The organism is Priestia megaterium, from assembly GCF_023824195.1.
Lineage (GTDB): Bacteria > Bacillota > Bacilli > Bacillales > Bacillaceae_H > Priestia > Priestia megaterium_D.
Map to the genome: position 1 here is coordinate 972,604 of NZ_CP085442.1, position 25,223 is coordinate 997,826.

At 37.6% G+C, this 25,223-nt stretch carries 32 protein-coding genes and 1 riboswitch; of the genes, 23 read left to right on the top strand and 9 right to left on the bottom strand.

The window, feature by feature from the left end:
* Nucleotides 1-6: 6 nt before the first annotated feature.
* The 3 genes from LIS78_RS05000 to LIS78_RS05010 all read left to right on the top strand — a co-directional run bounded on the left by LIS78_RS05000 (nt 7) and on the right by LIS78_RS05010 (nt 4,518).
* A complete protein-coding gene (locus LIS78_RS05000) occupies nt 7-1,455 on the top strand; it encodes an aldehyde dehydrogenase family protein (RefSeq protein WP_252284721.1) in 1,449 nt (482 codons plus the stop codon).
* Nucleotides 1,456-1,546: 91 nt separating this feature from the next.
* Nucleotides 1,547-2,422, top strand: a complete 876-nt coding sequence (locus LIS78_RS05005; protein WP_195781017.1) for a sugar phosphate isomerase/epimerase family protein — start codon at nt 1,547-1,549, stop codon at nt 2,420-2,422.
* A gap of 160 nt (nt 2,423-2,582) precedes the next feature.
* A riboswitch (purine riboswitch) is annotated at nt 2,583-2,684 on the top strand.
* A gap of 505 nt (nt 2,685-3,189) precedes the next feature.
* Nucleotides 3,190-4,518 (top strand): amidohydrolase family protein, encoded by a 1,329-nt coding sequence (locus LIS78_RS05010; protein ID WP_252284722.1) that lies wholly within the window; start codon nt 3,190-3,192, stop codon nt 4,516-4,518.
* A gap of 47 nt (nt 4,519-4,565) precedes the next feature.
* Here LIS78_RS05010 and LIS78_RS05015 read toward each other — a convergent pair whose 3' ends face one another.
* Nucleotides 4,566-4,763 carry a cold-shock protein gene (locus LIS78_RS05015; protein WP_013055689.1) on the bottom strand — a complete coding sequence of 66 codons (198 nt, stop codon included), beginning with the start codon at nt 4,761-4,763 and terminating at the stop codon, nt 4,566-4,568.
* A 423-nt stretch (nt 4,764-5,186) separates the two neighbouring features.
* Between LIS78_RS05015 and LIS78_RS05020 the strand changes: the two genes are divergently transcribed.
* The 11 genes from LIS78_RS05020 to LIS78_RS05065 all read left to right on the top strand — a co-directional run bounded on the left by LIS78_RS05020 (nt 5,187) and on the right by LIS78_RS05065 (nt 12,219).
* Nucleotides 5,187-5,819, top strand: a complete 633-nt coding sequence (locus LIS78_RS05020; RefSeq protein WP_195781015.1) for an NAD(P)-dependent oxidoreductase — start codon at nt 5,187-5,189, stop codon at nt 5,817-5,819.
* A 172-nt stretch (nt 5,820-5,991) separates the two neighbouring features.
* Complete coding sequence (locus LIS78_RS05025) at nt 5,992-6,978, top strand: Gfo/Idh/MocA family protein (RefSeq protein ID WP_252284723.1); 987 nt, start codon at nt 5,992-5,994, stop codon at nt 6,976-6,978.
* Nucleotides 6,979-7,117: 139 nt separating this feature from the next.
* Nucleotides 7,118-7,252 carry a hypothetical protein gene (locus tag LIS78_RS31265; RefSeq protein ID WP_286676942.1) on the top strand — a complete coding sequence of 45 codons (135 nt, stop codon included), beginning with the start codon at nt 7,118-7,120 and terminating at the stop codon, nt 7,250-7,252.
* Nucleotides 7,253-7,700: 448 nt separating this feature from the next.
* A complete protein-coding gene (locus LIS78_RS05030) occupies nt 7,701-8,243 on the top strand; it encodes a peroxiredoxin (protein WP_195781013.1) in 543 nt (180 codons plus the stop codon).
* A 119-nt stretch (nt 8,244-8,362) separates the two neighbouring features.
* Nucleotides 8,363-8,806: a TlpA family protein disulfide reductase gene (locus LIS78_RS05035; protein WP_013055693.1), complete on the top strand. Its 444-nt coding sequence runs from the start codon at nt 8,363-8,365 to the stop codon at nt 8,804-8,806.
* Nucleotides 8,807-8,953: 147 nt separating this feature from the next.
* Nucleotides 8,954-9,133, top strand: coding sequence for a hypothetical protein (locus LIS78_RS05040; RefSeq protein ID WP_252284724.1), 180 nt, complete (start codon nt 8,954-8,956; stop codon nt 9,131-9,133).
* A gap of 198 nt (nt 9,134-9,331) precedes the next feature.
* On the top strand, nt 9,332-9,943 hold the full coding sequence (locus LIS78_RS05045; RefSeq protein ID WP_057239085.1) for a sigma-70 family RNA polymerase sigma factor: 612 nt from the start codon (nt 9,332-9,334) through the stop codon (nt 9,941-9,943).
* Nucleotides 9,936-10,082 carry a YvrJ family protein gene (locus LIS78_RS05050; protein WP_013055696.1) on the top strand — a complete coding sequence of 49 codons (147 nt, stop codon included), beginning with the start codon at nt 9,936-9,938 and terminating at the stop codon, nt 10,080-10,082. Before LIS78_RS05045 ends, LIS78_RS05050 begins: the two co-directional genes overlap by 8 nt.
* Nucleotides 10,083-10,086: 4 nt before the next feature.
* Nucleotides 10,087-10,314 carry a helix-turn-helix domain-containing protein gene (locus tag LIS78_RS05055; RefSeq protein WP_013055697.1) on the top strand — a complete coding sequence of 76 codons (228 nt, stop codon included), beginning with the start codon at nt 10,087-10,089 and terminating at the stop codon, nt 10,312-10,314.
* A gap of 486 nt (nt 10,315-10,800) precedes the next feature.
* Nucleotides 10,801-11,700 carry a LytS/YhcK type 5TM receptor domain-containing protein gene (locus tag LIS78_RS05060; protein WP_252284725.1) on the top strand — a complete coding sequence of 300 codons (900 nt, stop codon included), beginning with the start codon at nt 10,801-10,803 and terminating at the stop codon, nt 11,698-11,700.
* A 36-nt stretch (nt 11,701-11,736) separates the two neighbouring features.
* Entirely contained in the window at nt 11,737-12,219 is a 483-nt protein-coding gene (locus LIS78_RS05065; RefSeq protein ID WP_252284726.1) for a diguanylate cyclase, read from the top strand.
* Nucleotides 12,220-12,247: 28 nt separating this feature from the next.
* On the opposite strand, the gene LIS78_RS05070 is transcribed toward LIS78_RS05065, so the two are convergent.
* The 5 genes from LIS78_RS05070 to LIS78_RS05090 form a co-directional block, all read right to left on the bottom strand.
* Nucleotides 12,248-12,421 (bottom strand): twin-arginine translocase TatA/TatE family subunit, encoded by a 174-nt coding sequence (locus tag LIS78_RS05070; protein WP_252284727.1) that lies wholly within the window; start codon nt 12,419-12,421, stop codon nt 12,248-12,250.
* 73 nt (nt 12,422-12,494) lie between these two features.
* Nucleotides 12,495-12,809, bottom strand: a complete 315-nt coding sequence (locus tag LIS78_RS05075) for a DMT family transporter (protein ID WP_047933611.1) — start codon at nt 12,807-12,809, stop codon at nt 12,495-12,497.
* A 1-nt stretch (nt 12,810) separates the two neighbouring features.
* Nucleotides 12,811-13,152 carry a quaternary ammonium compound efflux SMR transporter SugE gene (sugE, locus tag LIS78_RS05080; protein ID WP_195781010.1) on the bottom strand — a complete coding sequence of 114 codons (342 nt, stop codon included), beginning with the start codon at nt 13,150-13,152 and terminating at the stop codon, nt 12,811-12,813.
* A 42-nt stretch (nt 13,153-13,194) separates the two neighbouring features.
* The gene (locus LIS78_RS05085; RefSeq protein WP_195781009.1) at nt 13,195-13,785 is read right to left on the bottom strand and encodes a TetR/AcrR family transcriptional regulator; all 591 of its coding nucleotides are present in this window, start codon (nt 13,783-13,785) and stop codon (nt 13,195-13,197) included.
* A gap of 84 nt (nt 13,786-13,869) precedes the next feature.
* Entirely contained in the window at nt 13,870-14,523 is a 654-nt protein-coding gene (locus tag LIS78_RS05090) for a hypothetical protein (RefSeq protein ID WP_252284728.1), read from the bottom strand.
* A 908-nt stretch (nt 14,524-15,431) separates the two neighbouring features.
* Here LIS78_RS05090 and pgsB point away from each other — a divergent pair.
* The 6 genes from pgsB to LIS78_RS05120 all read left to right on the top strand — a co-directional run bounded on the left by pgsB (nt 15,432) and on the right by LIS78_RS05120 (nt 21,818).
* Complete coding sequence (gene pgsB, locus LIS78_RS05095; protein WP_195781007.1) at nt 15,432-16,613, top strand: poly-gamma-glutamate synthase PgsB; 1,182 nt, start codon at nt 15,432-15,434, stop codon at nt 16,611-16,613.
* 16 nt (nt 16,614-16,629) lie between these two features.
* Entirely contained in the window at nt 16,630-17,079 is a 450-nt protein-coding gene (gene pgsC / locus LIS78_RS05100; protein WP_013055707.1) for a poly-gamma-glutamate biosynthesis protein PgsC, read from the top strand.
* 40 nt (nt 17,080-17,119) lie between these two features.
* Nucleotides 17,120-18,316, top strand: coding sequence for a CapA family protein (locus LIS78_RS05105; protein ID WP_025749659.1), 1,197 nt, complete (start codon nt 17,120-17,122; stop codon nt 18,314-18,316).
* Between the two features lie 29 nt (nt 18,317-18,345).
* Nucleotides 18,346-19,908 (top strand): gamma-glutamyltransferase family protein, encoded by a 1,563-nt coding sequence (locus tag LIS78_RS05110; protein WP_252284729.1) that lies wholly within the window; start codon nt 18,346-18,348, stop codon nt 19,906-19,908.
* Nucleotides 19,909-19,928: 20 nt separating this feature from the next.
* Nucleotides 19,929-20,132 carry a CapE family protein gene (locus LIS78_RS05115; protein WP_013082014.1) on the top strand — a complete coding sequence of 68 codons (204 nt, stop codon included), beginning with the start codon at nt 19,929-19,931 and terminating at the stop codon, nt 20,130-20,132.
* Between the two features lie 123 nt (nt 20,133-20,255).
* Nucleotides 20,256-21,818 carry a gamma-glutamyltransferase family protein gene (locus tag LIS78_RS05120; RefSeq protein WP_252284730.1) on the top strand — a complete coding sequence of 521 codons (1,563 nt, stop codon included), beginning with the start codon at nt 20,256-20,258 and terminating at the stop codon, nt 21,816-21,818.
* Nucleotides 21,819-21,845: 27 nt separating this feature from the next.
* Here the strand turns inward: LIS78_RS05120 and LIS78_RS05125 are convergent, their stop codons facing one another.
* Entirely contained in the window at nt 21,846-22,295 is a 450-nt protein-coding gene (locus LIS78_RS05125; RefSeq protein WP_028407691.1) for a staygreen family protein, read from the bottom strand.
* Between the two features lie 148 nt (nt 22,296-22,443).
* Between LIS78_RS05125 and LIS78_RS05130 the strand changes: the two genes are divergently transcribed.
* The 3 genes from LIS78_RS05130 to LIS78_RS05140 all read left to right on the top strand — a co-directional run bounded on the left by LIS78_RS05130 (nt 22,444) and on the right by LIS78_RS05140 (nt 24,294).
* A complete protein-coding gene (locus LIS78_RS05130) occupies nt 22,444-22,611 on the top strand; it encodes a hypothetical protein (protein ID WP_013055713.1) in 168 nt (55 codons plus the stop codon).
* A 420-nt stretch (nt 22,612-23,031) separates the two neighbouring features.
* Nucleotides 23,032-23,505 carry a hypothetical protein gene (locus LIS78_RS05135; protein ID WP_252284731.1) on the top strand — a complete coding sequence of 158 codons (474 nt, stop codon included), beginning with the start codon at nt 23,032-23,034 and terminating at the stop codon, nt 23,503-23,505.
* A gap of 129 nt (nt 23,506-23,634) precedes the next feature.
* A complete protein-coding gene (locus tag LIS78_RS05140; RefSeq protein ID WP_013082018.1) occupies nt 23,635-24,294 on the top strand; it encodes a haloacid dehalogenase type II in 660 nt (219 codons plus the stop codon).
* A gap of 29 nt (nt 24,295-24,323) precedes the next feature.
* Here the strand turns inward: LIS78_RS05140 and LIS78_RS05145 are convergent, their stop codons facing one another.
* Nucleotides 24,324-24,506: a CsbD family protein gene (locus LIS78_RS05145; RefSeq protein ID WP_013055716.1), complete on the bottom strand. Its 183-nt coding sequence runs from the start codon at nt 24,504-24,506 to the stop codon at nt 24,324-24,326.
* Nucleotides 24,507-24,649: 143 nt separating this feature from the next.
* On the bottom strand, nt 24,650-25,144 hold the full coding sequence (locus LIS78_RS05150; RefSeq protein ID WP_053486900.1) for an NUDIX hydrolase: 495 nt from the start codon (nt 25,142-25,144) through the stop codon (nt 24,650-24,652).
* Nucleotides 25,145-25,223: the final 79 nt, after the last annotated feature.

Below are 25,223 nucleotides of genomic sequence, written 5' to 3' on the forward strand. Positions count from 1 at the left end.
CTAAACATGATAGAAACTATTGAAAAGAAATCGCAGCCTTATATTAAAGGTGAATGGATTGTTGAAGATCGTGAAGTTGCTTTAATAAAAAACCCCTATTCTGGAGAAGTCATAGGTGAGCAGCTATTAGCAAATGAAGAAGATGTTGAAAAAGCATTATCATCAGCCTATGAAGCAAAAAAACATGTCGCTGCACTTTCTTCTTACAAGCGTTCTAAAATCTTAAAGAAAGCGGCTCTATTACTAGAACAAGAGAAAGAAAAATTTGCTCAACTTATTTCTTTAGAATTAGGAAAGCCTTTGAAAAATACGCTGGATGAAGTGGCCCGTTCAATCGAAACATTAGAACTGTCAGGGGAAGAGGCAAAAAGATTGATTGGTGAAACATTGCCTGGCGACGTTTCAGAACGAGGTGCACAAGCTATTGCATCTACTTTCCGAGTGCCCGTTGGTGTTGTAGCGGCTATCACACCGTTTAACGCCCCTTTAAATCTTGTATGCCATAAAATTGGGCCGGCTTTTGCTGCTGGTAATAGCGTTATTTTAAAGCCGTCTTCGCAAACAACTTTAATTGCAACAGAGCTCTTAAAGCTGCTGCTGCGGGCAGGATTCCCTAAAGATGCTGTAAATATGGTGCTTGGTCGAAGACAGGTTGCACAGCAAATTGTAAAAGATGATCGTGTGAACATTATTTCATTTACAGGTGGAACAGTAGCTAGTAAAAACATCTGTGAGCTAGCTGGAATGAAAAAAGTATTGCTCGAACTAGGAGGAAATGCTGCAACGATCGTTCATAACGACGCAGATTTAAACCGTGCTGCAGCTATGTGTGCTAAAACCGGATTTAGCAATTCCGGGCAGAGCTGTATCTCTGTTCAGAGAATTTATGTACATCAATCTGTGGTCTCTGAGTTTACCAATCTTTTAAAAGACGAGGTGCTGAAACTTAAAATCGGAGATCCCTTATTGCCTGATACGGATGTAGGGTGTGTAGTAGATGTCCATGCAGCTGCACGAGTGACGAGCTGGATTGATGAGGCCGTACAGTCGGGGGCACAAGTGATATGCGGAGGAAAGCACCGCGGAGCTACGGTGGAACCTACCGTTCTACTAAACCCTTCTAAAGAAAGTAAAGTTATTTGTGAAGAAGTATTTGGTCCTATTATTAGTATTGTCCCGTACGCTACGATTGAAGAAGCTATTGAAGAGACAAATGATTCTGCTTTTGGTCTTCAAGCAGGGATTTTTACGAACAAAATGGATTTGGCTTATAAAGTGGCTCATTCTCTTGAAATGGGCGGTGTAGTTATTAATGGAACATCTAACTTTAGATTAGATCATTGGCCATATGGCGGAGTGAAAAACAGCGGTATTGGCAGAGAAGGTCCACGTTACGCCGTTGAAGAAATGACTGAAACGAAGATGATTGTATTAAGACTGCCTACAGAGAATTAAAATCAAATCAATATGTAGGACGTTTATAAGTATATATCGTAATTTTAATTAGATCGATCTAATCTGTTTGAATAAAGGAGGAATTTATAAAATGGCTAATCAATTTTCCCTTGCGTATCTCACTGTTCTTGGATGTTCGCCACCTGAAATGACGTATATGGCTGCGAAGGCAGGATATGATTTTGTTAGTTTAAGGCCTATTTACATGGGGTTGCCTGGAGAGCCTAACTATGCGTTAGCTGAAAATAAGCAGCTGATGCGAGAAACAAAATCTGCTATGTCAGAAACAGGAGTGAAGCTTCTTGATATAGAGTTAGCACGTATCTATGAGGGAGTTGATCCAAAACGTTACTTACCTGCAATGGAAGCAGCTGCTGAACTTGGAGGACGTCACGTCCTTAGTAGCATTTGGACGGACGATCGCAATTTTGGTATCGAATGTTTTGCTGAACTCTGTGATCTAGCTAAGCCTTTTGGTTTAACCATTGAATTAGAATTTGTTCCTATTGCGAGCGTATACAACCTTAAAGGAGCACTGGATGTTCTTCATACAGCTAACCGTGAAAATGCAGGTCTTATGATTGATATCCACCATTTTCATCGATCAGGAGATAAAGTGGAAGATTTGGACCAAGTACCTCGTGAGTGGTTTCGCTATCTTCATCTTTGCAACGCTTCTGCGGAAATTCCAGTTTCAAAGGAAGAGATGACTCGAGTTCTTAGGGAAGAACGATTGTATTTAAATGAAGAAGGTATTGATGTTGCTAGTATTGTAAATCGTATCCCGCAGGTTCCTTATTCTATAGAATTGCCAAATGTGAAACGTGCCAACGAATTAGGATATGAAGAGTTTGCGCGCCAATGTTTACAAACTGCTAAACAATACTTAGATAAGCATCCGTGCAAGAAGTATGTTTCTCATGACACTATGGGACAAGATCAGCTACGTTTTCATTCTACACGATAGTTCTTGTATACCCTTTTAGGTCTAACTGATGTTAGATAGTTTAACAAACTTTTTGAAAAAGTAAACTTTTGTAAAAGGCGAACTATATATAATTTTGTTAAAAAGATTATTCGTTTATAGTTGACTTACAGAAAGACCTATAGTATATTTGTAGACAAGAAAAAGCTAAATACGGTTCACTCATATATGTTTGAGAATATGGCTCAGACGTTTCTACCTTATCACCGTAAATGATAGGACTATGAGTAAAAAGTGAATCTAGGTTCCCATTTTTACGTTAGTAGAAAGTTTGGTCCAAGCGATTCACATATTCATTTTTGAAAAGAAGTGGATATGACACCGAAGGGATAAAAGCCCAGGCGGGTAGGTTTTTGCTCATTGTATTTGAGAGACCTGCCTTTGTTTGGGCTTTTTCTTATGTGTCTATTTACAGTATGAGCGGGTGATGGAAATTTCTTGTTTGTATCTGCATTGCTTTCTGGGGAGAATAGCGGTGCAAAGCATGAAATCACTCACTGAAGCTTTATCTGTAAGCCCTCATTTAACCATGGGAAGTACATTCTATCTATTTTCTAGCATTTTTTCTTTGATGAGCAGCGTGGGGACGCTGCTCCTTTTTTTGTTCTCGCTTTTTTCTCTGTAAATAAAGGTCTCTAAAGAGAAGGTGATTTGCGAAATTTGGCGAATTAATGCTTTAAACAATAAATGATAGAGAAGATAAAGCGGTCTATGAAAAATGAAGAAGTTGAAAAATTGAGGAGGGAATTATGTTGCTTCACTTAATTAATGTTCGTTTGCCAATTATGCACGATCACGCTCTTTTTGAAGTGAAAATTTCAAATGGAATGTATACTTCTATCGTTTTACAAAACGGTTATCTTGAAGGTGACGAGTTTTTTTCGCTACACGCGGCTGTGTTAGGAAAAGAAACGTCACTTGATGCACAGGGTCGTGTGCTATTACCAGGATTTGTAGATATGCATATGCATTTAGACAAAGCTCATTCGCTTCCTCAAGTGCCCAATATATCTGGAACTCTTCAAGAAGCCATTAAAAATTACAGCAGCAGCCTACCGGCATTTCCAGAAGAAGAAATTAAGCAGCGAATGTTAAAAACTGCTTTGCAGGCATTAGCTAACGGTACGACTACGATTCGAACGCATATTGATTTTGACTGCAGCATGGAAGAAGATAGTTTATTTCGAAGTTTACAAGCGGCTGTCGAAGTGAGAGATGAATTAAGCCCGTATATGGATGTGCAGGTTGTTCCGCTATTCTCTAACTTAGACATTGATGATATGCATAAGATGAATAAAATTGAACGAGCATTCGATCTTGAAATTGATGCGATTGGAGGCTGTCCTCATTTAGCTAGAAATCCAGAAAAAGAGATTGATGCTCTATTTTCGCTGGCTCAAGCCTATAATAAACCTCTTGACTTACATGTGGATGAAAGCGATGATCCGTCTGTTGATACAATAATTAATATTGCTCATAGAACGATTGAATTGAATATGGAAGGAAAAGTGGTAGTGGGGCATCTTTGCTCGCTTGCAGGAATGACTGATGCAAAAGTGAACGAAATCTTAAACCTTTTGAAACAGGCGAAAATTGGAGTTGTCACATTACCTGCTTCTAATTTATATTTACAGGGAAGAGAAGATAAAGGAATTGTAAGACGAGGCGTAACGCGTATTCGCGACATACAAAAAGCAGCGATTCCGATTGCTACTGCATCTGATAACGTGAACGACCCCTTTCATCCGTTTGGAAAAGCAGACTTGCTGCAAGTAGGGTTACTAACTGCCTATGCTGCACATATGGGAAGTCCGGATGATCAGCGGCAGTTGCTCCGAATGATTACAAGTATACCAGCCCGGCTGATTGGAAAAGCAAAGTATGGAGTGGAAGAAGGGAACGAAGCAAACTTTGTTCTATTAAATGTGCAGTCTGTACAGGAAATATGGACTGAACTTCCTGAAACTCGCTTTGTTTTCAACAAGCATCGCTGGCTTAGCGTAAAAGAGACGCATCAGCGGCTCGCTGATACGAACTTGACCAACCTTTGGCAGGAAAATCAAATTTTAATTGGTTAAATAGACATAAAAAGAAGCTGTCACTAAAGTGACAGCTTCTTAATCAATTACTTTTGAACGTTAGCAGCTTGTGGTCCACGAGCTCCATCTTCGATTTCAAATGTAACTTCTTGACCTTCTTCAAGTGATTTGAAACCTTCGCCTTGGATAGCTGAGAAGTGTACGAATACGTCGTCTTGTCCTTCTACTTCGATAAATCCAAAACCTTTTTCTGCATTAAACCATTTTACTTTACCTTGTACCATTGTAGTACCTCCTGTGTGGAAAATCCACGAATATATTACTATCTCTGCTCAATTTCAATAAGAATCACTTTAAAGAAAGTCTTTCTATTTGTTAACACCGAACAAGAAATAATATACCTAGTATAACACTTTTTTATAAAAAAGAAACCTTTTTTCATAAAAAAGTACTCTGAGATAAAAATAAGTTGAAAATATGGATATATTTTGAAATGGTAAATAAGCTATTGTTTTGTGGATCTTTAGCAATTACTAAAATCTTTTATCGCTTAAAAAAATGAATAGTAAGGTTGACAAATTGAATAATGTGTAACTATAATGGTTACAACGAGCTGAGAAGAAATAGCAGTCTATAAAAAGCTCAAATTTTTTTGTGTTATATGTAACTGTAATGGTTACAATAAAAAATAAAAGGAGAGAATAAAAATGAAAATTGGCGTTATTGGAGCAACAGGAAAAGCAGGTCAATTAATTATGAAAGAAGCAAAACAGAGAGGACATGAAGTAACAGCCATTGTTCGAAATGCTTCTAAACTAAAAAATCAAACAAACGTAATTGAAAAAGATATTTTTGCCATTACTTCAAAAGACATTGAACAGTTCGATGCTGTGGTAGATGCATTTAATGCACCTTCTGGAAGCGAACAGCTGCACGTTGAGTCTATACAATCACTTATTAAAGTATTTCAAGGTGTTCAAACGCGACTCGCAGTAGTGGGCGGAGCGGGAAGTTTATTTGTAGATGCAGAAAAAACAACGCCTTTAATGAGCACAGAAGGTTTTCCAGCAGCTTATTATCCAACGGCTTCAAATATGGGCAAAGGTTTAAAAGAACTAGAAAAATCAACTATAGATTGGACTTATTTAAGCCCGGCCGCTTTTTTTGACCCAGAAGGTGCTCGCACTGGAGCCTATCAATTAGGAAAAGATCATGTGATCACAAATAGTCAAAATGAAAGCTATATTAGCTATGCTGATTATGCGATTGCTTTAATAGATGAGTTAGAGAATAAAAACCATGTGAATGAACGTTTTGCTGTAGTGGGTGAGAAAGCATAAGCTTACGTTTGAGTCATATTGAAAAACAGCTTACATTTGTTGTGAGCTGTTTTTTATATGGAACAAAATAGATATAAAGCAATGGAAAATGGTATAGATTTTTTATTATTTCTTCGTTTTTCTTTTTAAAAACGATACAATACAACATAGATGATAAAAAGGAGATGAAAAGATGATTCGTTTTGGCGTAATAGGAACAAACTGGATAACAGATCGACTGTTAGAATCAGCTCAGTATGTAAACGACTTTCAGCTTTCAGCTGTTTATTCTCGAACCATTGAAAAAGCAGAAGAATTTGCAGGTAAATATGATATTCCTCATATATTTACTGATTTAGAGGAAATGGCAGCGAGTGCTGAAATTGATGCAGTGTATATTGCTACTCCAAATGCTTATCATGCGGAACAAGCTATCTTATTTTTGAAAAATAACAAGCATGTACTGTGTGAAAAACCGCTCGCAGCCAATGCAGCAGAAGTAACTCGCATGATTCAAACAGCCAAAAATCACAAGGTGTTATTAATGGAAGCGATGAAATCAACACTTCTCCCTAACTTCAAAGTGATTCAAGAGAACTTACATAAAATTGGTCCAATTCGGAAATACGTTGCATCTTACTGTCAGTATTCTTCTCGTTACGATAAATACAAAGAAGGTATCGTGCTTAATGCCTTTAAGCCAGAGCTTGCCAACGGTTCACTGATGGATTTAGGTGTATATTGTCTTTATCCTCTGATTACGTTGTTTGGAGGGCCTCATAAAATAAAGGCAACGGCGTTTATGCTAGAATCTGGAGTAGATGGAGAAGGGTCAGTTGCTTTAGAGTACGAAGATCGAGACGCGGTCATCATGTATTCTAAAATTACAAATTCGCATTTGCCAAGTGAAATTCAAGGAGAAAAAGGCAGTATGGTTATTGACAAAATACATACCGCTGAAAAAGTAGAAATTCGATACAATGACGGACAGGTAGAAGAGTTAACGGTCGATCAGCCTTATCCTGCTATGTACTATGAACTAAATGAATTCGTAGAGCTGTTAAAGCAAGAAAAGATAGAATCGGACACAAATTCTTATGAAAATTCATATTTAACAATGCACGTGATGGATAAAGTGCGAGAGCAAATCAGTCTTGTATATCCAAATGATAAGAAATAAATAACAGAGGCTGGGACAAAAGTAGTTTAGTTGAAGGAAAATCCGAACGAGTTTGATTCTTGATGGAGAATCAAATTCGTTCGGATTTTTTCATGGTTATGGTAAAAGTAGGTTTCATATATGAAGTTGCTTCTAGCTGTTGATTAGAGGGCAAGGCGAAGACTCCTGCGGGAAAAGCGGAACAGATGAGACCCCGCAGGAGCGCAAGCGACGAGGAGGCTCATCGGCCGCCCGCGGAAAGCGAAGTCTTGCACGGAAATCAACAGCGGTGTAACCAGTCATCCATACTAGATCATTTTCCAATTTGTTCGTCTCTAAATTGGGTTGAGATAGTTATGTCTCATTCTCTTTTATTGTGGTTATAAAGAGCATAATTGAGATTCGAAATCTTGCTGCAGCACACTTTAAAAGCAAATATGTTGAAACAAGGGAAGCTTTTTAGTATCTTCTATCTTTATTCATCCCTGCATACATAGGATTAATCAAGGGAAAGAATAAAAAGAGTGGAAAATATTCGATAATCAATCCTAAATTAAAATGATTATAAAAAAGTATTGACTATAATAATAGCTCGTGTATAATAAAGAATGTAATCAATAGTCATTACTAGTTTATAATGATACTAATAATCGTTATCAAATAGAAACTGTCAATGATTGCATTAAAAATAATACATACAAGCATAAGCTTGTGAAATACATTGTACAAGGAGAGGTTTTGACATGGCAGAACGTATGGTAGGAAAACAAGCACCACGCTTCGAAATGGAAGCTGTACTTGCAAATAAGGAATTTGGAAAAGTAAGTTTAGAAGAAAATATGAAAAACGGTAAATGGACAGTATTGTTCTTCTATCCAATGGACTTTACATTCGTATGTCCGACAGAAATTACAGCTCTATCAGATCACTACGAAGAGTTTGAAGATCTAGATGCTGAAGTTGTAGGTGTTTCTACAGATACAATTCATACTCACTTAGCGTGGATTAACACAGATCGTAAAGATAATGGACTTGGAGATTTGAATTATCCATTAGCTGCAGATCCAACTCATACAGTAGCACGTGATTACGGCGTGTTAATTGAAGAAGAAGGCGTAGCGCTTCGCGGATTATTTATTATTAATCCAGAAGGTGAATTACAATACGCAGTTGTAAATCATAACAATATCGGCCGCAGCGTAGAAGAAACATTACGTGTACTTCAAGCCCTTCAAACTGGTGGACTTTGCCCAGCTAACTGGAAACCAGGTCAAAAAACACTTTAATAAATAGCGGTGGAGTAGAGGAGAAATTCCTCTACTGCTGCCATTAAAATAGAAAAGATAGTTTTCTAATTATAAAAGACGGAATATTCAGTTTTATTAATGAAGAGGAGGATTTTAAAATGAAATTACGTGAACAAATGCCTGAATTAACTGGAGCAACATCTTGGATTAACGACGAAGTAACAAAGGAAGATTTAGTAGGTGATAAAGCAACGCTTATCCACTTTTGGTCAGTAAGCTGCCATTTATGTAAAGAAGCAATGCCTGAAGTTAATGATCTTCGTGATGAGTATGATGATCAATTGAATGTTGTAGCGGTTCATATGCCTCGTTCGGAAGATGACTTAGATATGGGTGTTATTGAGGCAATGGCCATGGGACACGATATTACTCAGCCAATTTACGTAGACAGTGAGCATAAGTTAACAGACGCTTTTGAAAATAAATATGTACCAGCATATTATGTATTTGATAAAGAAGGTCAGCTTCGTCATTTCCAAGCGGGTGGAAATGGAATGCCGATGCTTCGCAAACGTATTAACCGCGTTTTAGGAGAAGAATAATATCTACATGAAGAAGAAATAAAAAGGGCCGGGATAAAAATATTTTAGCCGAAGTGAAAAACGAACCACTGATCAACATGTTTGATCAGCGGTTCGTTTTTTTGTTGTGGTGAACATAGCTTTTATCTGTTTCGTTCCTTCTAGCAGTTGATTGGAGGGAAAGACGAAGACTCCTGCGGGAAAAGCGGAATAGGTGAGACCCCACAGGAGCGCAAGCGACGAGGAGGCTCAGCGGCCGCCCGCGGAAAGCGAAGTCTTGCACGGAAATCAACGGCCGTGTCACAAGCAGATCAGCTCATGTATCCTATTTGTTCGTCTTTAAATTAGATTCATTTCATTATGTCTCAATCTCTTTTTTATTTTTTACTGAGTCATTTCAATCATTAATAAGCCTTTCATCATATTGACATAAAAAACCTAATATAGTTAAATTTATATAAGAACAAACGTTCGTTTTTGGTGTTGTTATTTTACTCTTTTCTCCCTTTTTAATAAGTATAAGAAAAAAAGGAGGAGATTTGCACAATGACTCAGCTCTATTCGCAGCAAGAAAAGCGGCACGACAAAGAATGTACCTTTCATACATTTCTTACAAACCACAGCGCAACTCTTCAGACTCATATAATGAATACATTTTTGACACCAGAACGCTATGAGCGATTACAAAAAGCGGTTGCTAAAAATGATACAAAAGAACAAAGACTTCTAAACAAAGAATTTCATCAGTTTTACAGCGAAGTTAGATTGCTTCATTATATTAACAAGCTTTGCAGACATTATTCCAGAGATGTTATGCGTGTCAAAGAAAAAGAGCGTTCTTATATTCCTCTTCGCCTGCAGCAGCCGGCTGCGCTAGATGGAAATCGAACAGTTGAAGATATGCTAGGGGTACAGGACGGAGCTGTATGGGAGCATGAATTTTTAGGAAATCAACTTGAAAATCGTATTCTTCATCATGCATTTCGCCAATTAACGGCCAAGCAGCAGTGTATGTTGCACTTGATTATTGTCGAACGCTGGACTCATAAAGAAATCGCTGCTTATTTTTCTATTTCTCAGCAAGCGGTTTCTAACCATTACCAACGTGCGCTAAGCAAGTTGAAAAAAATTATGAAGGTGAGTGATAGATATGTTTGATCCTCAGTGGCTTCAACTTGTTGGGAACGTAGGATTTCCCGCTGTCCTTTCTTTTTATTTATTACTGCGTGTAGAAAACAATATAAAGCGACTTGAAGAAAAAGTGGAAGAATTAACAACTGACTTAAGAAAGAAGTGAAGAAATGGAAACTCTATATGAGCTTGTAAATAAAGTGAAAGCTGGAGATGAAGAGGCGTCAAGGCGTTTATTAAAAAAGCTGGAACCAAAACTAAATAAAGCTGTCCAAAGCTTTTCGCTGCATGAGAGAGAAGACGTAAAGCAAGATTTAAAGATTAAAATTCTTTCCGCTGTTAAGACATTTGATTTTTCCAAAACGCCAGGACTTTGGGAATTTTTACGCCATAAATAAAAAAGAGCGCTCGTTGTATCGACGCTCTTTTTTTTATTTTTGCTGCAGTTCGACTACTTACCTTTCAGTGGAAAATACAAAAAATAGAAAATGGATAAATATTTAAAAAAAGGTAAAAGGTGATGTGTATAAATAGAGTTTAGTAGTATACTAACAAGTAGAATTTCTTGTATAAAAGGAAGATAATCACTCTTTATATAGAGAGGATTGTCGGCAACGAATAGAGTATAGAAGAGTTTTATTTAATGAATGAAGGAAAAAATAATGCTGTTCGATAAATCAAACAGCACTATTTATAAAAAAGCGGCAGTAAACAATATGTAAGCTAAGAAGCCTATTGTTTTTTGTTTTAGCTTGTGGAAAGAGGTGAAGAATAAAGTGAGTTAACTTCTCTTTAATATCACGTTAATTATTTCTTTCATGTTTGCTGCGAGTATAGTTCGAGAGCAAATCATTTATAGAGTAGAAGGAATAAAACGGTACAAAATGTATCGCTTAATTTATTACGGATGTTCTTACGGACTATTAGGCAGCATTTTAATGATATATACAATTAAAATAGATTCTACTATTATTCTTGACCTTCGCTTTTTAGCAGTGACAATTGTTTGTCTTTATGCAGGAATGGTACCGGCTATCATTGCGGCTTGTATTATAGGGGTAATGCGTTTGCTTTTGTTTGGAATTACGGCAAGCGGAATAATAGGCGCTGCTACAATTATCGTAATGGCTTTACTGTCTGGGTGGACGGTTCGCTTACCTTATCGTCCATTTATTCGTTTTCAATTAATGAATTCTATTAGCTTGCTTTGCGTATTTTTTTCATTGTCCTTTCTTTTTAAAGATATCAAGCACGCTGCTACAATTATCATCTATTTACTGCCTGCTTCTTTTATAGGTGGGTGTTTAGTGTATCTGGTAGGTAGATATATTTATGTATCTCGAGTAACGACAAGTCAGCATAAAAAGCTGTCTAAAATGTTTTCGGTTATGGTTCAAAATGCAAAGACAGGTACCATGATTGAAACGCCAGAGCGCGAAGTAGCCGTTATTAATCAAACTTTTTGTGACATGTTTGATATACCCGGGCCTCCTAATCAATACGTTGGATTGAAAAGTAATCAGCTGTTTTTATCTCACGCTCCTATGTTGAAAGATCCTGCTAGGTTTTTAAAAACGGTAGGAAGCACCGTCTATTCAAAAGAGTCAATAGTAGATGAAGAAATTACGTTTATTAACGGTAAATTTATGCGCGTGACTACATTCCAATCTATGAAGGTCATGTGTATATTGGCCACTATTGGGAATATCGAGATATTACAGAGAAAAAGAAGGCTGAGTGTGATCTTCGCAAAGCCAATAAAAAGCTTGAAATGCTGTCCATGAAAGATGGCTTAACGGGTCTGAACAACCGCCGATCACTTGATAAACAGCTGGAAATCGAGTGGGAATACGCACGGAAAGAAAAAGAGCCGCTTTCTTTTATTTGATATTGATTATTTTAAAGCGTATAACGATACCTATGGCCATATTCAAGGAGACGAATGCTTAAAAGAAGTAGCGAATATCGCCAAAATCGCTGTCTTTGACGAATCGGCTTTTGTCGCAAGATACGGAGGAGAAGAGTTTGGTATATTGCTTCCTCGAGCTAATCAATATGAAGCGATAAAAATGGCAGAAGCTATTAGACAGCAAGTGGAGCAGCGTGGAATTATCCATCAAGCTTCTGAAGTGTTTAAGTGTGTCACAATCAGCGTTGGAATAATGACAGTCGTTCCATTTGAAAACATACAGCCAATTTCAATTCTCCATCAAGCAGATCAGGCTTTATATGAAGCAAAGCGTAGGGGTCGAAATAGAATTTCAGTATATTCTCACCACAAAGAAGCTGACTCAAACGTTTGAGTCAGCTTTTAAAAGAGATATAAGCCTCTTATTTAGGAGGGGCTTTTTCTTTTTCGTCTTCTTCCATAATTCCTTTTGTAGCGTTTTTAAACTCTTTTAACGTTTTTCCGGCAGCTTTCCCTAATTCCGGCAGTTTCTTTGGACCAAAAAGCAATAGAGCGACAAATACAATTAAGGAAATTTCTCCAAAACCAAGATTCATTGTCATCGTCTCCTATTTTTTGAAAGTGTTTACAAGTTTAGTATAGCATGAAAAGAGAGGAAGTAGTACACCATTATCCAGTGATTTTAAGACCGATTACACCTGCTACAATACAAAAAATAAATAAAATTCGACGCATATCTTTTGCTTCATGAAAGAAAAGCATGCCAAGAAGTACGCTTCCGGCAGCTCCTACTCCCGTCCATATGCCGTAAGCTGTTCCAATAGGTATTTCCTTTAATGCTAAGGAGAGAAGATAAAAACTTCCTGCACCGAAAAGGATAAATCCAATCGAAGGAAACAGCCGCTTAAACCCATCTGAAAGTTTTAAAAAAATCACAAATCCCACTTCGCAAAAACCAGCAGCTATTAATGCAATCCAAGCCATGTTAAGATTCCTCTCTTTCTGTTTCTTCAGTAGAAATTAACTTTAAACCAACGATTCCAAAGATCATTAATCCTAAAAATAAAACCTTTCCAATATTTGCTCCTTCGTCTAAAACGGTCATTCCAAGTATCGCTGTGCCAGCAGCTCCTATACCAGTGAATACTGCATAAGCTGTTCCGACAGCAATTTTTTTTAAGGCATTTGAAAAGAAATAAAAGCTGATGACAATTGTGACGATCGTAATGATTGTTGGAGTTAATTCAGTAAATCCGTGTGAATATTTTAAGCCGATTGCCCATACAATCTCGAGCAAACCAGCGATAATAAGGTAAATCCAAGCCATTTTAATTCCTCCTTGCATAATAATAAGCCCTTTTTACAGGGCCTATTTAGCACGTATGCCTTCCCAAAATATCGTCCAAGCATCGTGGATTTTTTGGTTATAATACTCTGGTTCGTAATAAAAGCGCTGAATGAACAGTCCGTCGGTTAAACAATAAAAGCTATTGATATACAAATCAATGGGACGTTCAATTATTTCGCCTTCATCCATTCCCTGTGTAAAAATAGCATGCAGAATTTGATCAGACAATCGTTCGCTTCTTAAGAAAATAGCTTTTACTTCCGACTGCAAATGTTCAGGTGGAAACAAAATAAGCCGGCGATACATCTGTCCAAAAGAATCTTTTTCAATCATCGTGCAAAAATCTACCACAAAGCAGTGAAGCTGTTCTTTAGCAGACTTCGTTTTATGCTGTTCGTATATAACAGACAACTTTGTCAAAAATAAATTCATTAAATCATGCACGGTTAGTAAAAATAAGTCGTCTTTATTCTTAAAATGAGCGTACAGGGAAGGTTTTTTTATCCCTACTTTTGATGAGATATCAGCAAGCGATGTTTCTGTATAGCCTTTTTCTCCAAAGAGTTCCATCGCTGCAGCTCTAATTTTTTCTACAGTTGATAATTCACTCAAGAAAAGCTCCTCCTCTATCTAACTAACGGTCGTTAGGTAAAAGATATCAAATATAAAAAAAAGAAGCAAGGGAATCGCTTCTTTTTAATGTATTTTTACTAAATGACGCTGAGTTAAAAATAAAGAGAAGATAAAAATAAGCTCAAACGTATTTGTTACGGCTGTGCTTGGTATAGGAATTGGCACGGCACTTCCTACAAGCATCACGGCTACTCCAATCATCATACTGCTCCAGCGCGTCTTGCGAAATAAGGAAATTCCAACGAAAGGCAAAATAATCGCCACAATGAGAACCATAAGAGGGGGACCGGATGATCCCACTAATGTATAGCGAACAATGCCATATTCACGTATAACTTCCGTACGCTGACTAATCGTCTCGATTATTTCATAGCCGATTAAGGCAAACGTAGTTAGCAAAAAAAGAATGCCGGCAACAGGTTTTTTAGCCCATGTAATCGTCGAGTATTTCGCTACGCCATACGCAAAGAGCACCAGAGTAGGGGTAAATAAAGCGTGAAACCAAAAGCGAAGCATGCTGAGTGAACGTAAAGTATCGCCTTCACCGATAAATGAACCAATCCCAATCATTATATTATCGTAAATTAGTCCAGCTATTACTAAAGGAAGAAAAAGCATGTAAAACGGCGAAGTGTTTTTTCTTACTACATATATGCTAAAGAAAAACAGGACGATATAGCAAAAAGAAAATAGAAAATAAAGGATTGTATCAACCATTGTTTTCCTCCTTTTGATGATACTTCTTCTTTTTATGATAACATCATATGCCAAAAAAGTGAGAAATCATGCATTTTTCTAGGCAATCTTATCGGACGAAAGCTACCTTTATCGGCAGAAAGATTCAGAAAATATTGAAATAAAAATAGGAAAAGAGGCCATAGTCAAGAGATTTAGATTTACTGAATTGATTATTAAATAAAGGAAATCTATAAAACAACAACAAAAGAACTAGTCACATATAGAGTCTAAATACTTATATAATTAGAAAAAAATATTTAATGTCCTTTCTATCTAAGTAAGTTAAATGTAAGCGGAAAATGATAAGAAAATGTATTTTTTTTACTTTTATATCTATCTATAATCCTTACAAGTACGGTTGTTAGACAAATTAAATTGGTATATCCATAAAAAGGAATTAATGGGATAAAATATTTTTTATCCCATCTTTATATTACAAAACGTTTTCTAAAGTTAAGAAATTTTTAATTACGTAATATTTCCGTGTGTTAATTGTAAGAGTGATGTATAAAATATTCCTGTTGTTATGGTAAAAAAAGGTATCGATGGAATTTTTATAGGTAAATAAACTTTAGACCTATTCTGTAAATTTCAAATAAAACGATGAGTTTTTAATTCTGTAAATAGACAATCGGAATTGTAAGAATATATAACATTTGAGCTATTGACCACTAATGAGCGCAGATGATAGTTTTAGAGCTGTTGAAATTGGTACTCGAGTCCATTTTTCAAAGCAGGTGTTTTAGCAGCATGCTAGCGCTGTTAATTGATTAGCTCCCATACATATATAAAGGGAGTAAAACTATGAAATCGTATATCTATCATTATGAATCAAAAGCATTCATAACGTATCCAACAGGAGAAGTTTGGAAGGAGAAGAATGAAACATGATCTTAATTATCCTATGCTGCCTATTTTTAGTAGGGTATGGCGTTTGGGAGTATCGCAGACATTTACGCAAGCTGCATTCAATTCCTGTACGAGTGAATGTTAATGGTATTCGCGGAAAATCCACCGTTACACGATTGATTACAGGTATTGTAAAAGAAGCAGGTTACAAAACGGTAGGGAAAACGACAGGAACACAAGCGCGTATGATCTACTGGCATACAAGTGAAGAAGAACCAATTATTCGTCGTAAAGAAGGTCCGAACATTGGAGAACAGCGACGAGTGGTAAATGAAGTTGCCGATATTGGCGCGGAAGCTCTTATTTGTGAATGTATGGCGGTACAGCCTGATTATCAAATCACATTCCAAAATCAGCTGATTCAAGCCAAGGTAGGCGTTATTGTAAACGTACTAGAAGATCACATGGATGTAATGGGGCCAACTCTAGATGAAGTTGCTCAAGCGTTTACTGCTACTATTCCTTATGATGGTCACCTTGTCACAATTGAAGGTCCATATTTGGAATACTATAAAAAAATAGCCGAAGAGCGTAACACAAAGGTTATTGTAGCTGATAACGATAAAGTATCTGAAGCGTATTTACGTGAATTTGATTATATGGTTTTCCCTGATAATGCTTCCATCGGTTTAGCAGTAGCAGAAGCACTTGGTATCGATGCTGAAACAGCGATGAGAGGGATGTTAAATGCCCAGCCTGACCCAGGAGCTATGAGAATTACAACGTTTGGCGATGAAAAGAATCCAGCATTTTTAGTAAATGGATTTGCTGCCAACGACGCTTCTTCTACGCTTCGTATTTGGGAACGTGTAGATTCAATGAACTATAGCGAAAAGCTTCCTATTGTCATTATGAACTGCCGTCCGGACCGTGTAGATCGCACGGAGCAATTTGCTGAAGATGTAATGCCATACATTGAAGCGGACGTAATGATTGCAATTGGTCAGACGACCTCACCAATCGCTGCTGCATATCAAAGAGGCGAATTGCCAACAAAAGAATTCTGGGATATGGAAGGCGCTTCTACAGAAGAAATTTTAGAGCGCATGAAGCCTTATTTAAAAGATCGTATCGTATACGGTGTCGGAAATATCCACGGTTCAGCCGAGCCGCTTGTTGAAGCTATTATTGAAATGAAAAAGATGAGAAAAGCAGTTTAATCTAGGAGGCCATTTCATGTTCGGATCAGATTTATATATTGCCCTTGTGTTAGGGGTTACACTAAGCTTAATTTTTACAGAAAAAACGGGCGTATTGCCAGCCGGTCTTATCGTACCGGGGTATTTAGCTCTTGTATTTGATCAGCCAATTACCATTTTAATGATTTTCTTAATTAGTATTTTAACGTATGTTATCGTCGTGTACGGAATCTCAAAAGTAGTTATTTTATATGGACGTCGCAAATTTACAGCGATGTTAATTACGGGTATTGTGATTAAAGTTGCATTTGATTATTTCTTCCCGATCTTGCCGTTTGAAGTGTTTGAATTACGCGGAATTGGTATCATTGTACCGGGCTTAATTGCAAATACAATGCAAAAGCAAGGTCTTCCTTTAACAGTTGGAACAACGGTTTTATTAAGTGGTGTAACATTTGGAATTATGCAAGTTTATTATTTATTTTAATACACAAACAAACCGCAGCTGGTAAAGGAAGGTGAAAGCGTTGAAAGAGAAAAAATTAAACTTTCAAGAAAAAGTATTGATGTTTATAAAGAAAACAAAGCCTACAACGGGCAAGCAAGCTCTTATCTTAACGCCAATTTTAATCGTAATTTTAGCTCTTTCAGGATGGATGGAGCGTTCGGATGCTCTTGAAAACCCTGAGACGGCTAATCCAGAGGCCAATAATGATTTAACGATGACTATGGTCGGAGACATTATGATGGGTCGCCATGTAAGAGAAGTAACTGAACGCTACGGAGAAGATTTTGTATTCCGCAACGTGGAGCCGTTCTTTAAAAATTCGGATTACGTAAGCGGGAACTACGAAACGCCGATTTTAACAAATGACGTAGATTCATATAAAGCAATGGAAAAAGGTATTCATTTATATAGTAAGCCTGCTGATCTAGCGACTGTTAAAAATGCAGGTTTCGACGTATTAAACTTAGCGAACAACCATTCAATGGACTACAGTGCAAAAGGGTTAGAAGATACGATCTCTACTTTTGAAGCAAACAAATTAGATTTTGTTGGTGCTGGCCGTAACTCTGAAGAAGCAAAGCATATTTCGTATAAAGATGCTGACGGTATCCGCATTGCAACCGTAGGTTTTACGGATGTATATTCAGACGGAATGTCGGCTGGAAAAAACAACCCAGGTATTTTAAAAGCAGACCCGGATCTTATTTTCAGCACGATTCAGCAAGCGAAAGCAAATGCTGATTTAGTTGTAGTAAATGCCCACTGGGGTGAAGAATACGATGCACAGCCAAGTCCTCGTCAAGAAGGACTAGCAAAAGCGATGGTAGACGCTGGTGCGGACATTATCATTGGTCACCATCCGCACGTTCTACAGTCATACGACGTATATAAAGGTTCGGTTATTTTCTATAGCTTAGGAAACTTTATTTTTGACCAAGGGTGGTCAAGTACAAAGAATACAGCGATGGTTCAATATCATTTAAACAAGCAGGGCCAAGCTAAAATTGATGTTATTCCAATGGTTATTAAAGCAGGTACACCAACTCCAACAGATAACCCTTGGCGCATGAAGCGTATTTATAACGATTTAAACAAGTTTTCTTCAAACCCTGAACTGTTAGAAAAAGAACGAAACAAGTTTGAATTAAACTTAGATCATTCTCGCATTATAAAACATGCAGAGGAGCGCAAAAAGAACGAAGCGCAAGCTAACTAATAGCCCGTCATACACAGAGGAGGTAAAAGATGATAAATAAACGTAATACGATTATTGTTTCCATTGTCATCTTTTCACTCATAGTAGGTGTATGTGTTTATCAATTTATGTTTCCAAAACAAGAATATGCAGTAAGTACTTCAGATCCTCGCGCCACAAAAGTAGGTATGGAAATTCTTAAACATGGTGGTACAGCAGTTGATGCGGCTATTGCCATTTCCTACACGCTTGGTGTTGTGGAACCGTACGGATCAGGACTTGGGGGAGGCGGCGGAATGCTGATTGATCCAGCGGATGCCTCTCCAACATTTATTGACTACCGAGAAATTGCACCTAAGAATGATAAAGAAGATGAGATTGGTGTACCAGGGTTCGTCGCTGGTATGGATTATATTCAGCACCACTACGGATCTATGTCGATGAGCAAACTAATCGACCCGGCCATTAATTATGCCGAGAATGGGTACAAAGTGGACAAAGATTTGCACGATAGGCTGGTTTCATACAAAGGTAATGTGAATGAAGATGAAATTCCTAGCTTTTATCCAGATGAGGACGCCATTAACACAGGTGAAATTGTCAAACAGCATGAATTAGCGAACACGCTGCAAAAGATTAAGGAAGAAGGGCCAAATGCTTTTTATAGAGGGAAAATTGCAGACGATATTACAGAAGAAACAAAAGTAAGTCACAAAGACTTGCGGAAGTATGCGCCTGTTGAACGCAAACCTCTATCGACGAATTATAAAGGTCATCAAATTATTTCAGCACCTCCGCCTTTTGCTGGTGCTACGCTTATTCAAATGTTAAAAATGACGGATCAAGAAGATATTTGGAAGCTGAAGGAATCGCATCCTAGTCTTTATTATCATTTTCTTGGTCAAATTTCAAAAGTAGCTTATCAAGACCGCTTGAAAAAAATTGCCGATCCGGCTTTTATAAAAGAAACGCCAAATGATTGGATCGACGATCATTACGTGCATTTACTTCGTAATAAATTAAATAATACTGAAACAGATCATACCAAAGTAAGCGACGTCGAAGAACATGAAAGTACCACTCATTTTGTTGTTATGGACGGTGAAGGAACCGTTGTATCAACAACAAATACGCTGAGTAATTTCTTCGGCAGCGGTGAATATGTAGATGGATTCTTTTTAAATAATACGCTCAATACGTTTGGTGAAGGAATTAATAAGCGTCAACCTGGTAAGCGTCCAAGAACATTTACAGCCCCTACCATTATTCGTGAAGGTGATGAATGGGTAATGTCCATTGGCACACCGGGAGGAAATCGCATTCCTCAAGTGTTAACGCAAGTAATTGGGGATTATTTTGAAGACAAAGATTCCATTAAAAACGCAGTAGAAAACAAGCGTGTCATTTTTGATTCTCATAAGTTTTATTCAGAAGCTAAGCTTAAACAGTCAACTAAAGATGGTTTAAAAACGTACGGCTACGACTTAAAAAACAATGATAACGCGATGTTTTACGGAGGCGTTCAAGCTCTTGTGAAAGACTTAAAGAAAAATAAGATTCAAGGTGACGCTGATCCGCGCCGCCACGGTTTATGGGAAAAAAGTACAGACTAACTTAATTGGAGGAATAGAAAATGATCGCAAAACGAATCGTAGGGATTGTAGGACCAATTGCTATTGTAGCAGGAGTAGTAGCAGGACTTGGAGCTTTAAAACATCCGGCTACTCTTTCAACAGATGAACAGCAAAAAATTGAAAATAACGTAAAAATGATTGAACAAACAAAATCAGCTGCTACAGATGCAGTAAATGATGCTGCGGCAGCTGCTGGAAAATAAATCTTATGTAGTAACAAAAAGGCATCGTCCTAGACGATGTCTTTTTTGTGTTCAATGTAATGTATGGATAAAAATGAAAGCGCTTCACAAAATATACAGATGAGTAAAAATGGAGGGTAAGATGTGAATAAAAAATTACTGTTGTTTAATATTATTGCTTTTTTTTTATTAATTTGCGTTATAGCCGCTTTTTTTATGACTCAATCGAGTACAGACCTTAGTCCTGAAAAGCTTCTTAGAAAAAATAATGATCATTCTTATGGTGTGAGTTCCTCTAATTCTCTGGCAGCAAATGTAGGGATGGACGTATTAAAAGAAGGCGGGAATGCAGTAGATGCGGCCATTGCTATTTCGTATGCCCTCAACGTAGTCGAACCTTTTGGATCTGGAATTGGCGGAGGTGGAGGTATGCTGATTGCCAAAAAAGATCAGCCTGCTACCTTTATCGATTACCGGGAAACCGCTCCAACTTCTATGAGCGGTAAAAACGGCGTGCCGGGATTTGTCGCTGGTATGGAATATATTCAGCAGAAGTATGGTACAAAATCAATGAGTGATTTGATTCAGCCGGCTGTTGAATACGCTGAAAAAGGGTTTGAAGTAGACTCTCTTTTATCTTCTCGATTGTATTACTCTAGAGGAAGGATGGATGTAGACGATCTATCCGCTTTTTATCCGAAGGGAGAAGCAATCGAAGAAGGAGAAACGCTGTCGCAGCCCGTGTTAGCTAAAACGCTAATCAAGATTCAGCGAGAAGGTGCATCTGCATTTTATAAAGGAGATGTGGCACAAGATCTTGCTGATGCAACGCCTATTTCTAAAAAAGACTTATCTTCCTATCAAGTGACAGAAACCAAGCCTGTCGTTTCTGCTTACAATGGAACGGAAGTGATTTCAGCGCCTCCGCCTTTTTCCGGAATTACACTGATTCAAATGTTAAAAATGGCAGAGAAAGAAAATCTTGAAACAATGCCTGACAAAGAATATTACGAAACGATGAACAGAATTAAAAAAGCAGCTTACTCCGACCGGTTAAAACAAATCGGAGATCCAGACTTTCATAATCAAAACTCAAGTGAATTAGTTAGTGATGATTATATAACAAACTTGGTCAATCACCCGACACGTTCTTCAGGTGAAGGCGATGAAGAACACGAAAGTACAACACATTTTGTGGTTATTGATTCAGAAGGAACCGTCGTATCTACAACCAATACGTTGAGTAATTTCTTTGGTACAGGCGAACAAGTTGACGGCTTTTTTCTTAATAACAATGCTGATACCTTTGGAAGCAAAGAACCGAATAATCGCGAGCCAGGAAAAAGAGCAAGAACTTTTACAGCTCCAACTATTATAAGAGAAAAAGGCGAGTGGGCGATGGGAATAGGTTCTCCGGGCGGAACACGGATTCCTCAAATTTTAACTCAGGTACTTTCTAAAAACCTTGAAGGAAATGAACCGCTTCAAGAAGCTGTAAATGAACCGCGATTTATTTTTGACGATTCGACTATTTATGTAGAGCCCGATTTAAATACAAAAAATATTCCTTCTGCGTTTCGAATAGAAACAAAGGAAAGCGACGTCTTTTATGGAGGCATCCAAGCGTTAACCATTAATTTTCAAGATAAACAAATGGAAGGAGCGGGAGACCCTAGAAGGAATGGAGTTTGGAAAACAGGAGATTAATGAAAAGAAAGATCCCTTCTCATATGCTTAGGCATAGTGAGAAGGCGTTTGAAAATATCGAATGGAATGAAAATCTTTGTCGCTGGAATGAAAATGTACGTAAATGGGGGAACGATCTAAAGCAGGGTGAGCGTTGAAAAACGTGGCATCACCGTAGCGCAAAGCTTTTAGCAAGTAAGGCATTTCCTGTTTGAAAATAGCATATCGTATGGCTTGAACGGATTTTTCCGTTTGTTCATTTCCAATAAATACGTATACATACAGCGTATCAACACCGTCTTTGTGGAGCCATTCGGCAAAAAGCTCATTTCGCTGCTCATTTAATTGATCAACAGCAAACTTTTCGTCGATCCAAAGAAATAAATCGTCTGTTTGTTCAGAATGTGTGAGCGTATAGCGTCGCCCAATAAAAGGAAAGGTGGGCGTGCTTCCTTGCCGGTATGTGACGCTAAATTGCTGAGGATTAAAAGCAGACAAACGGCATCTTCCTTTCACGCTTTTAAGTAGTTTATGCATAAAAAAGAGAAATTTCACACATTCGTCAAGAATTTTAAGCTGTTTTTCTTACATGCATACTTATGAAAAAGTTGTTACACTGAAGAAAAGAAATAGTGGGTGATAAAAGATGGAGCCGCTGTATATTGTCTTATCGATTTTTTTAGCAGCGATGCTATCGTATGATATTGCTAAATTTGTTCGAGGGGACCGGCCGGATTGGAAAGAGGGTCTCGTGACGGGCCTTGTGTTCGTGGGCTTTTTAGCAGCCATGCAAATGGCTTTTCACATTGTATAGCGCAGAAAGAGGCTGAGACAAAAGTAGTTTAGTTGAAGGGAAGATCCGAATGATGAATTGAGATTCTTGCTTAAGAATCGACTTCGTTCGGATTTTTTTATCGGTATAGTGAACCTAGATTTCATGTATGCAGCTGCTTCTAGCTGTTGTTTGGAGGGTAAGGCGAATACTCCTGCGGGAAAAGCCGAAGAGGTGAGACCCCGCAGAAAGTGGAGTCCTGCACGGAAATCAACAGCGGTGGAACAAGCGATCCATACTAACTCATTTATCCCATTTATTCGTCTTTAGATTCCATTGATTTCGTTATGTCTCAATCTCTTTTTTAAAGATATGCCGGATAAGTTTAGTCCGGCAAGACTAAAAAGCTTGGATATAGAATAAGCTGTTGTATACTGCATTTTTGATAAAGGGGCTTTTTACTTGTATCGAAAAAAAACACTGCTTTTGAAGCGAAGTTTAGGATTAGCTGTGTTTCTTTCTGTTATTGCGCTAGGAATTTGGATGTTTCAATTTACATTCTTTTCTCCGAGTCATCAAGCCAAATCTGCCGTAAAAGAATTTTATACGCTAGAACAGGAAGGGAACTTTTCGGAATCATGGAACCTTTTTCATTCATCCATGAAAAAGAAGTGGACAAAAGGTGCATACATACAAGATCGAGCACACGTATTTCTCAATCATTTTGGGGTAGACACTTTTACGTATTCCATTGAAGATGTTGAAAAAAGAAAGAGCTGGAAGATGGAAAATGATCGTAAAGCGTTTCCTGTTGTTTACGAAATGACCGTTATCCAAACGTATAAAGGGAAATATGGAAACTTTGATTTGGTGCAGAAAGTGTATGCTGTTCGTGAAAAAGGAGAATGGAAAGTCGTGTGGGATTATAAACAGTAGGAGAGCCTGCTGTTTTTTTATCTTCATAAGAAATGAGCATACCTCAGCTGTTAATATGCCTCTTTTTTAACAGAAAAAACGTTATGTTTTTTTACGAGTGGGTAAAATGAAAGAAGGAGGCGAACACAGATGAAATTTAAAACGATTTTATTTGATGCATATGGAACACTGTTTGATGTACATACCGTTATTGAAACGTGTGATAAGCTGTATCCGGAACGAGGAGAAAGTATTAGCCATTTATGGCGTTTGAAGCAAATTGAATATGCAATGCAATATCAGCTGATGGGACGATACGTTGACTTTTATACATTAACAAATCAATCCCTGAAATATGCAGCAGAAGCAAATGATATTGATTTAACGGAACATGAAGAAAAAATGCTGATGAGTGCTTACATGAAGCTGAATGTCTACGATGAGGTCAAAGAGGTGCTCGCCTATTTAAAAGAAAAAGGATATCGTCTGGCTATTTTTACGAATGGTCCTAAGCACATGATTGATCCGCTTGTTTCTTATCACAACATGAATCATTTATTTGAAGACGTTATTTCCGTAGACGAAATCAAACAGTACAAGCCTACGATGGCAAGCTATCACTATGCAAAAAATAAAATGAACGCCAAAAGAGAAGAAGTATTATTTTTGTCATCGAATACATGGGATATTGCCGGTGCTAAAAACTACGGGTTCGCAACGGCTTGGGTCAACCGAAAAGGAAATGTAGCTGAACATAAAGAATTGCAGCCAAACGTAATCATTAAAAGCTTAAATCAGCTTATTAAATAAAAAAAGAACGAGCATTAAGCTCGTCCTTTTTATTTATTGCTAAATGTATCTTTTGTTTCGCCTACTGCTTTTTGAGCATTTCCTTTTGTTTTCTCAGCTTTTCCTTCACGCTGAAGGTCGCGGTTATTCGTTGCATTTCCCACTTGATCTTTTACTTCACCTTTAGCTTTGGATACATTTCCTTTAATTTTATCTCCTAAACCTTTACTCATTTTAATCTTCCTTTCTATTAGTAATTAAGTAGTGTTACTTGTCTGTTCCACCATTAGAAAGAAATTAAACATATTTTCTGATTTCAACTTAAACAGAAGCTAAGCATACGATATTCAGGAGTAATGTGTAGGCACTATCATTATTATTGTTCGGAGGTTTTAAGCTCCCAATCATCATAAATCTGAGATTCATAAGGCCATGATAATAAGCTTAAAGATTCCACTGCTTTTAGAACAAGAGGCGAAGCATTATCGATGTTGAGATCCTGCGGTGCAATCCACAATGCTTCCAAAGAATCCTGTCCTTCAAACTGTACGGGATGGGAAAGGAGCTCACCGCCGGCAATGTCTACGTAATAAAAAACGGCAATGTGATGCACGTGGGTAAATTCTTTCCACTTACAGGGATACTGAAAATCTGTTGTACCCGCTTGAGAAACAATGTTAATCTCAAAGCCTGTTTCTTCACTAAACTCTCTTTTCATCGCATTTGTTAAAGTTTCACCGTGTTCTAGCTGTCCGCCTGGCAAATCAAAACGATGAATATACGGACCTCTATTTTTTCGAATAACAAGCAGCTTGTTATTTCGCATACAAATTCCATATACGCCAAAGGCGCGATCATAGTTTGGTTCCATCTTTTTTTCACTACTTTCTATAACAGAATGGCTTGATAAAGCATAGCTGGATTTCTTTATCCTACCATACATTTTGTTA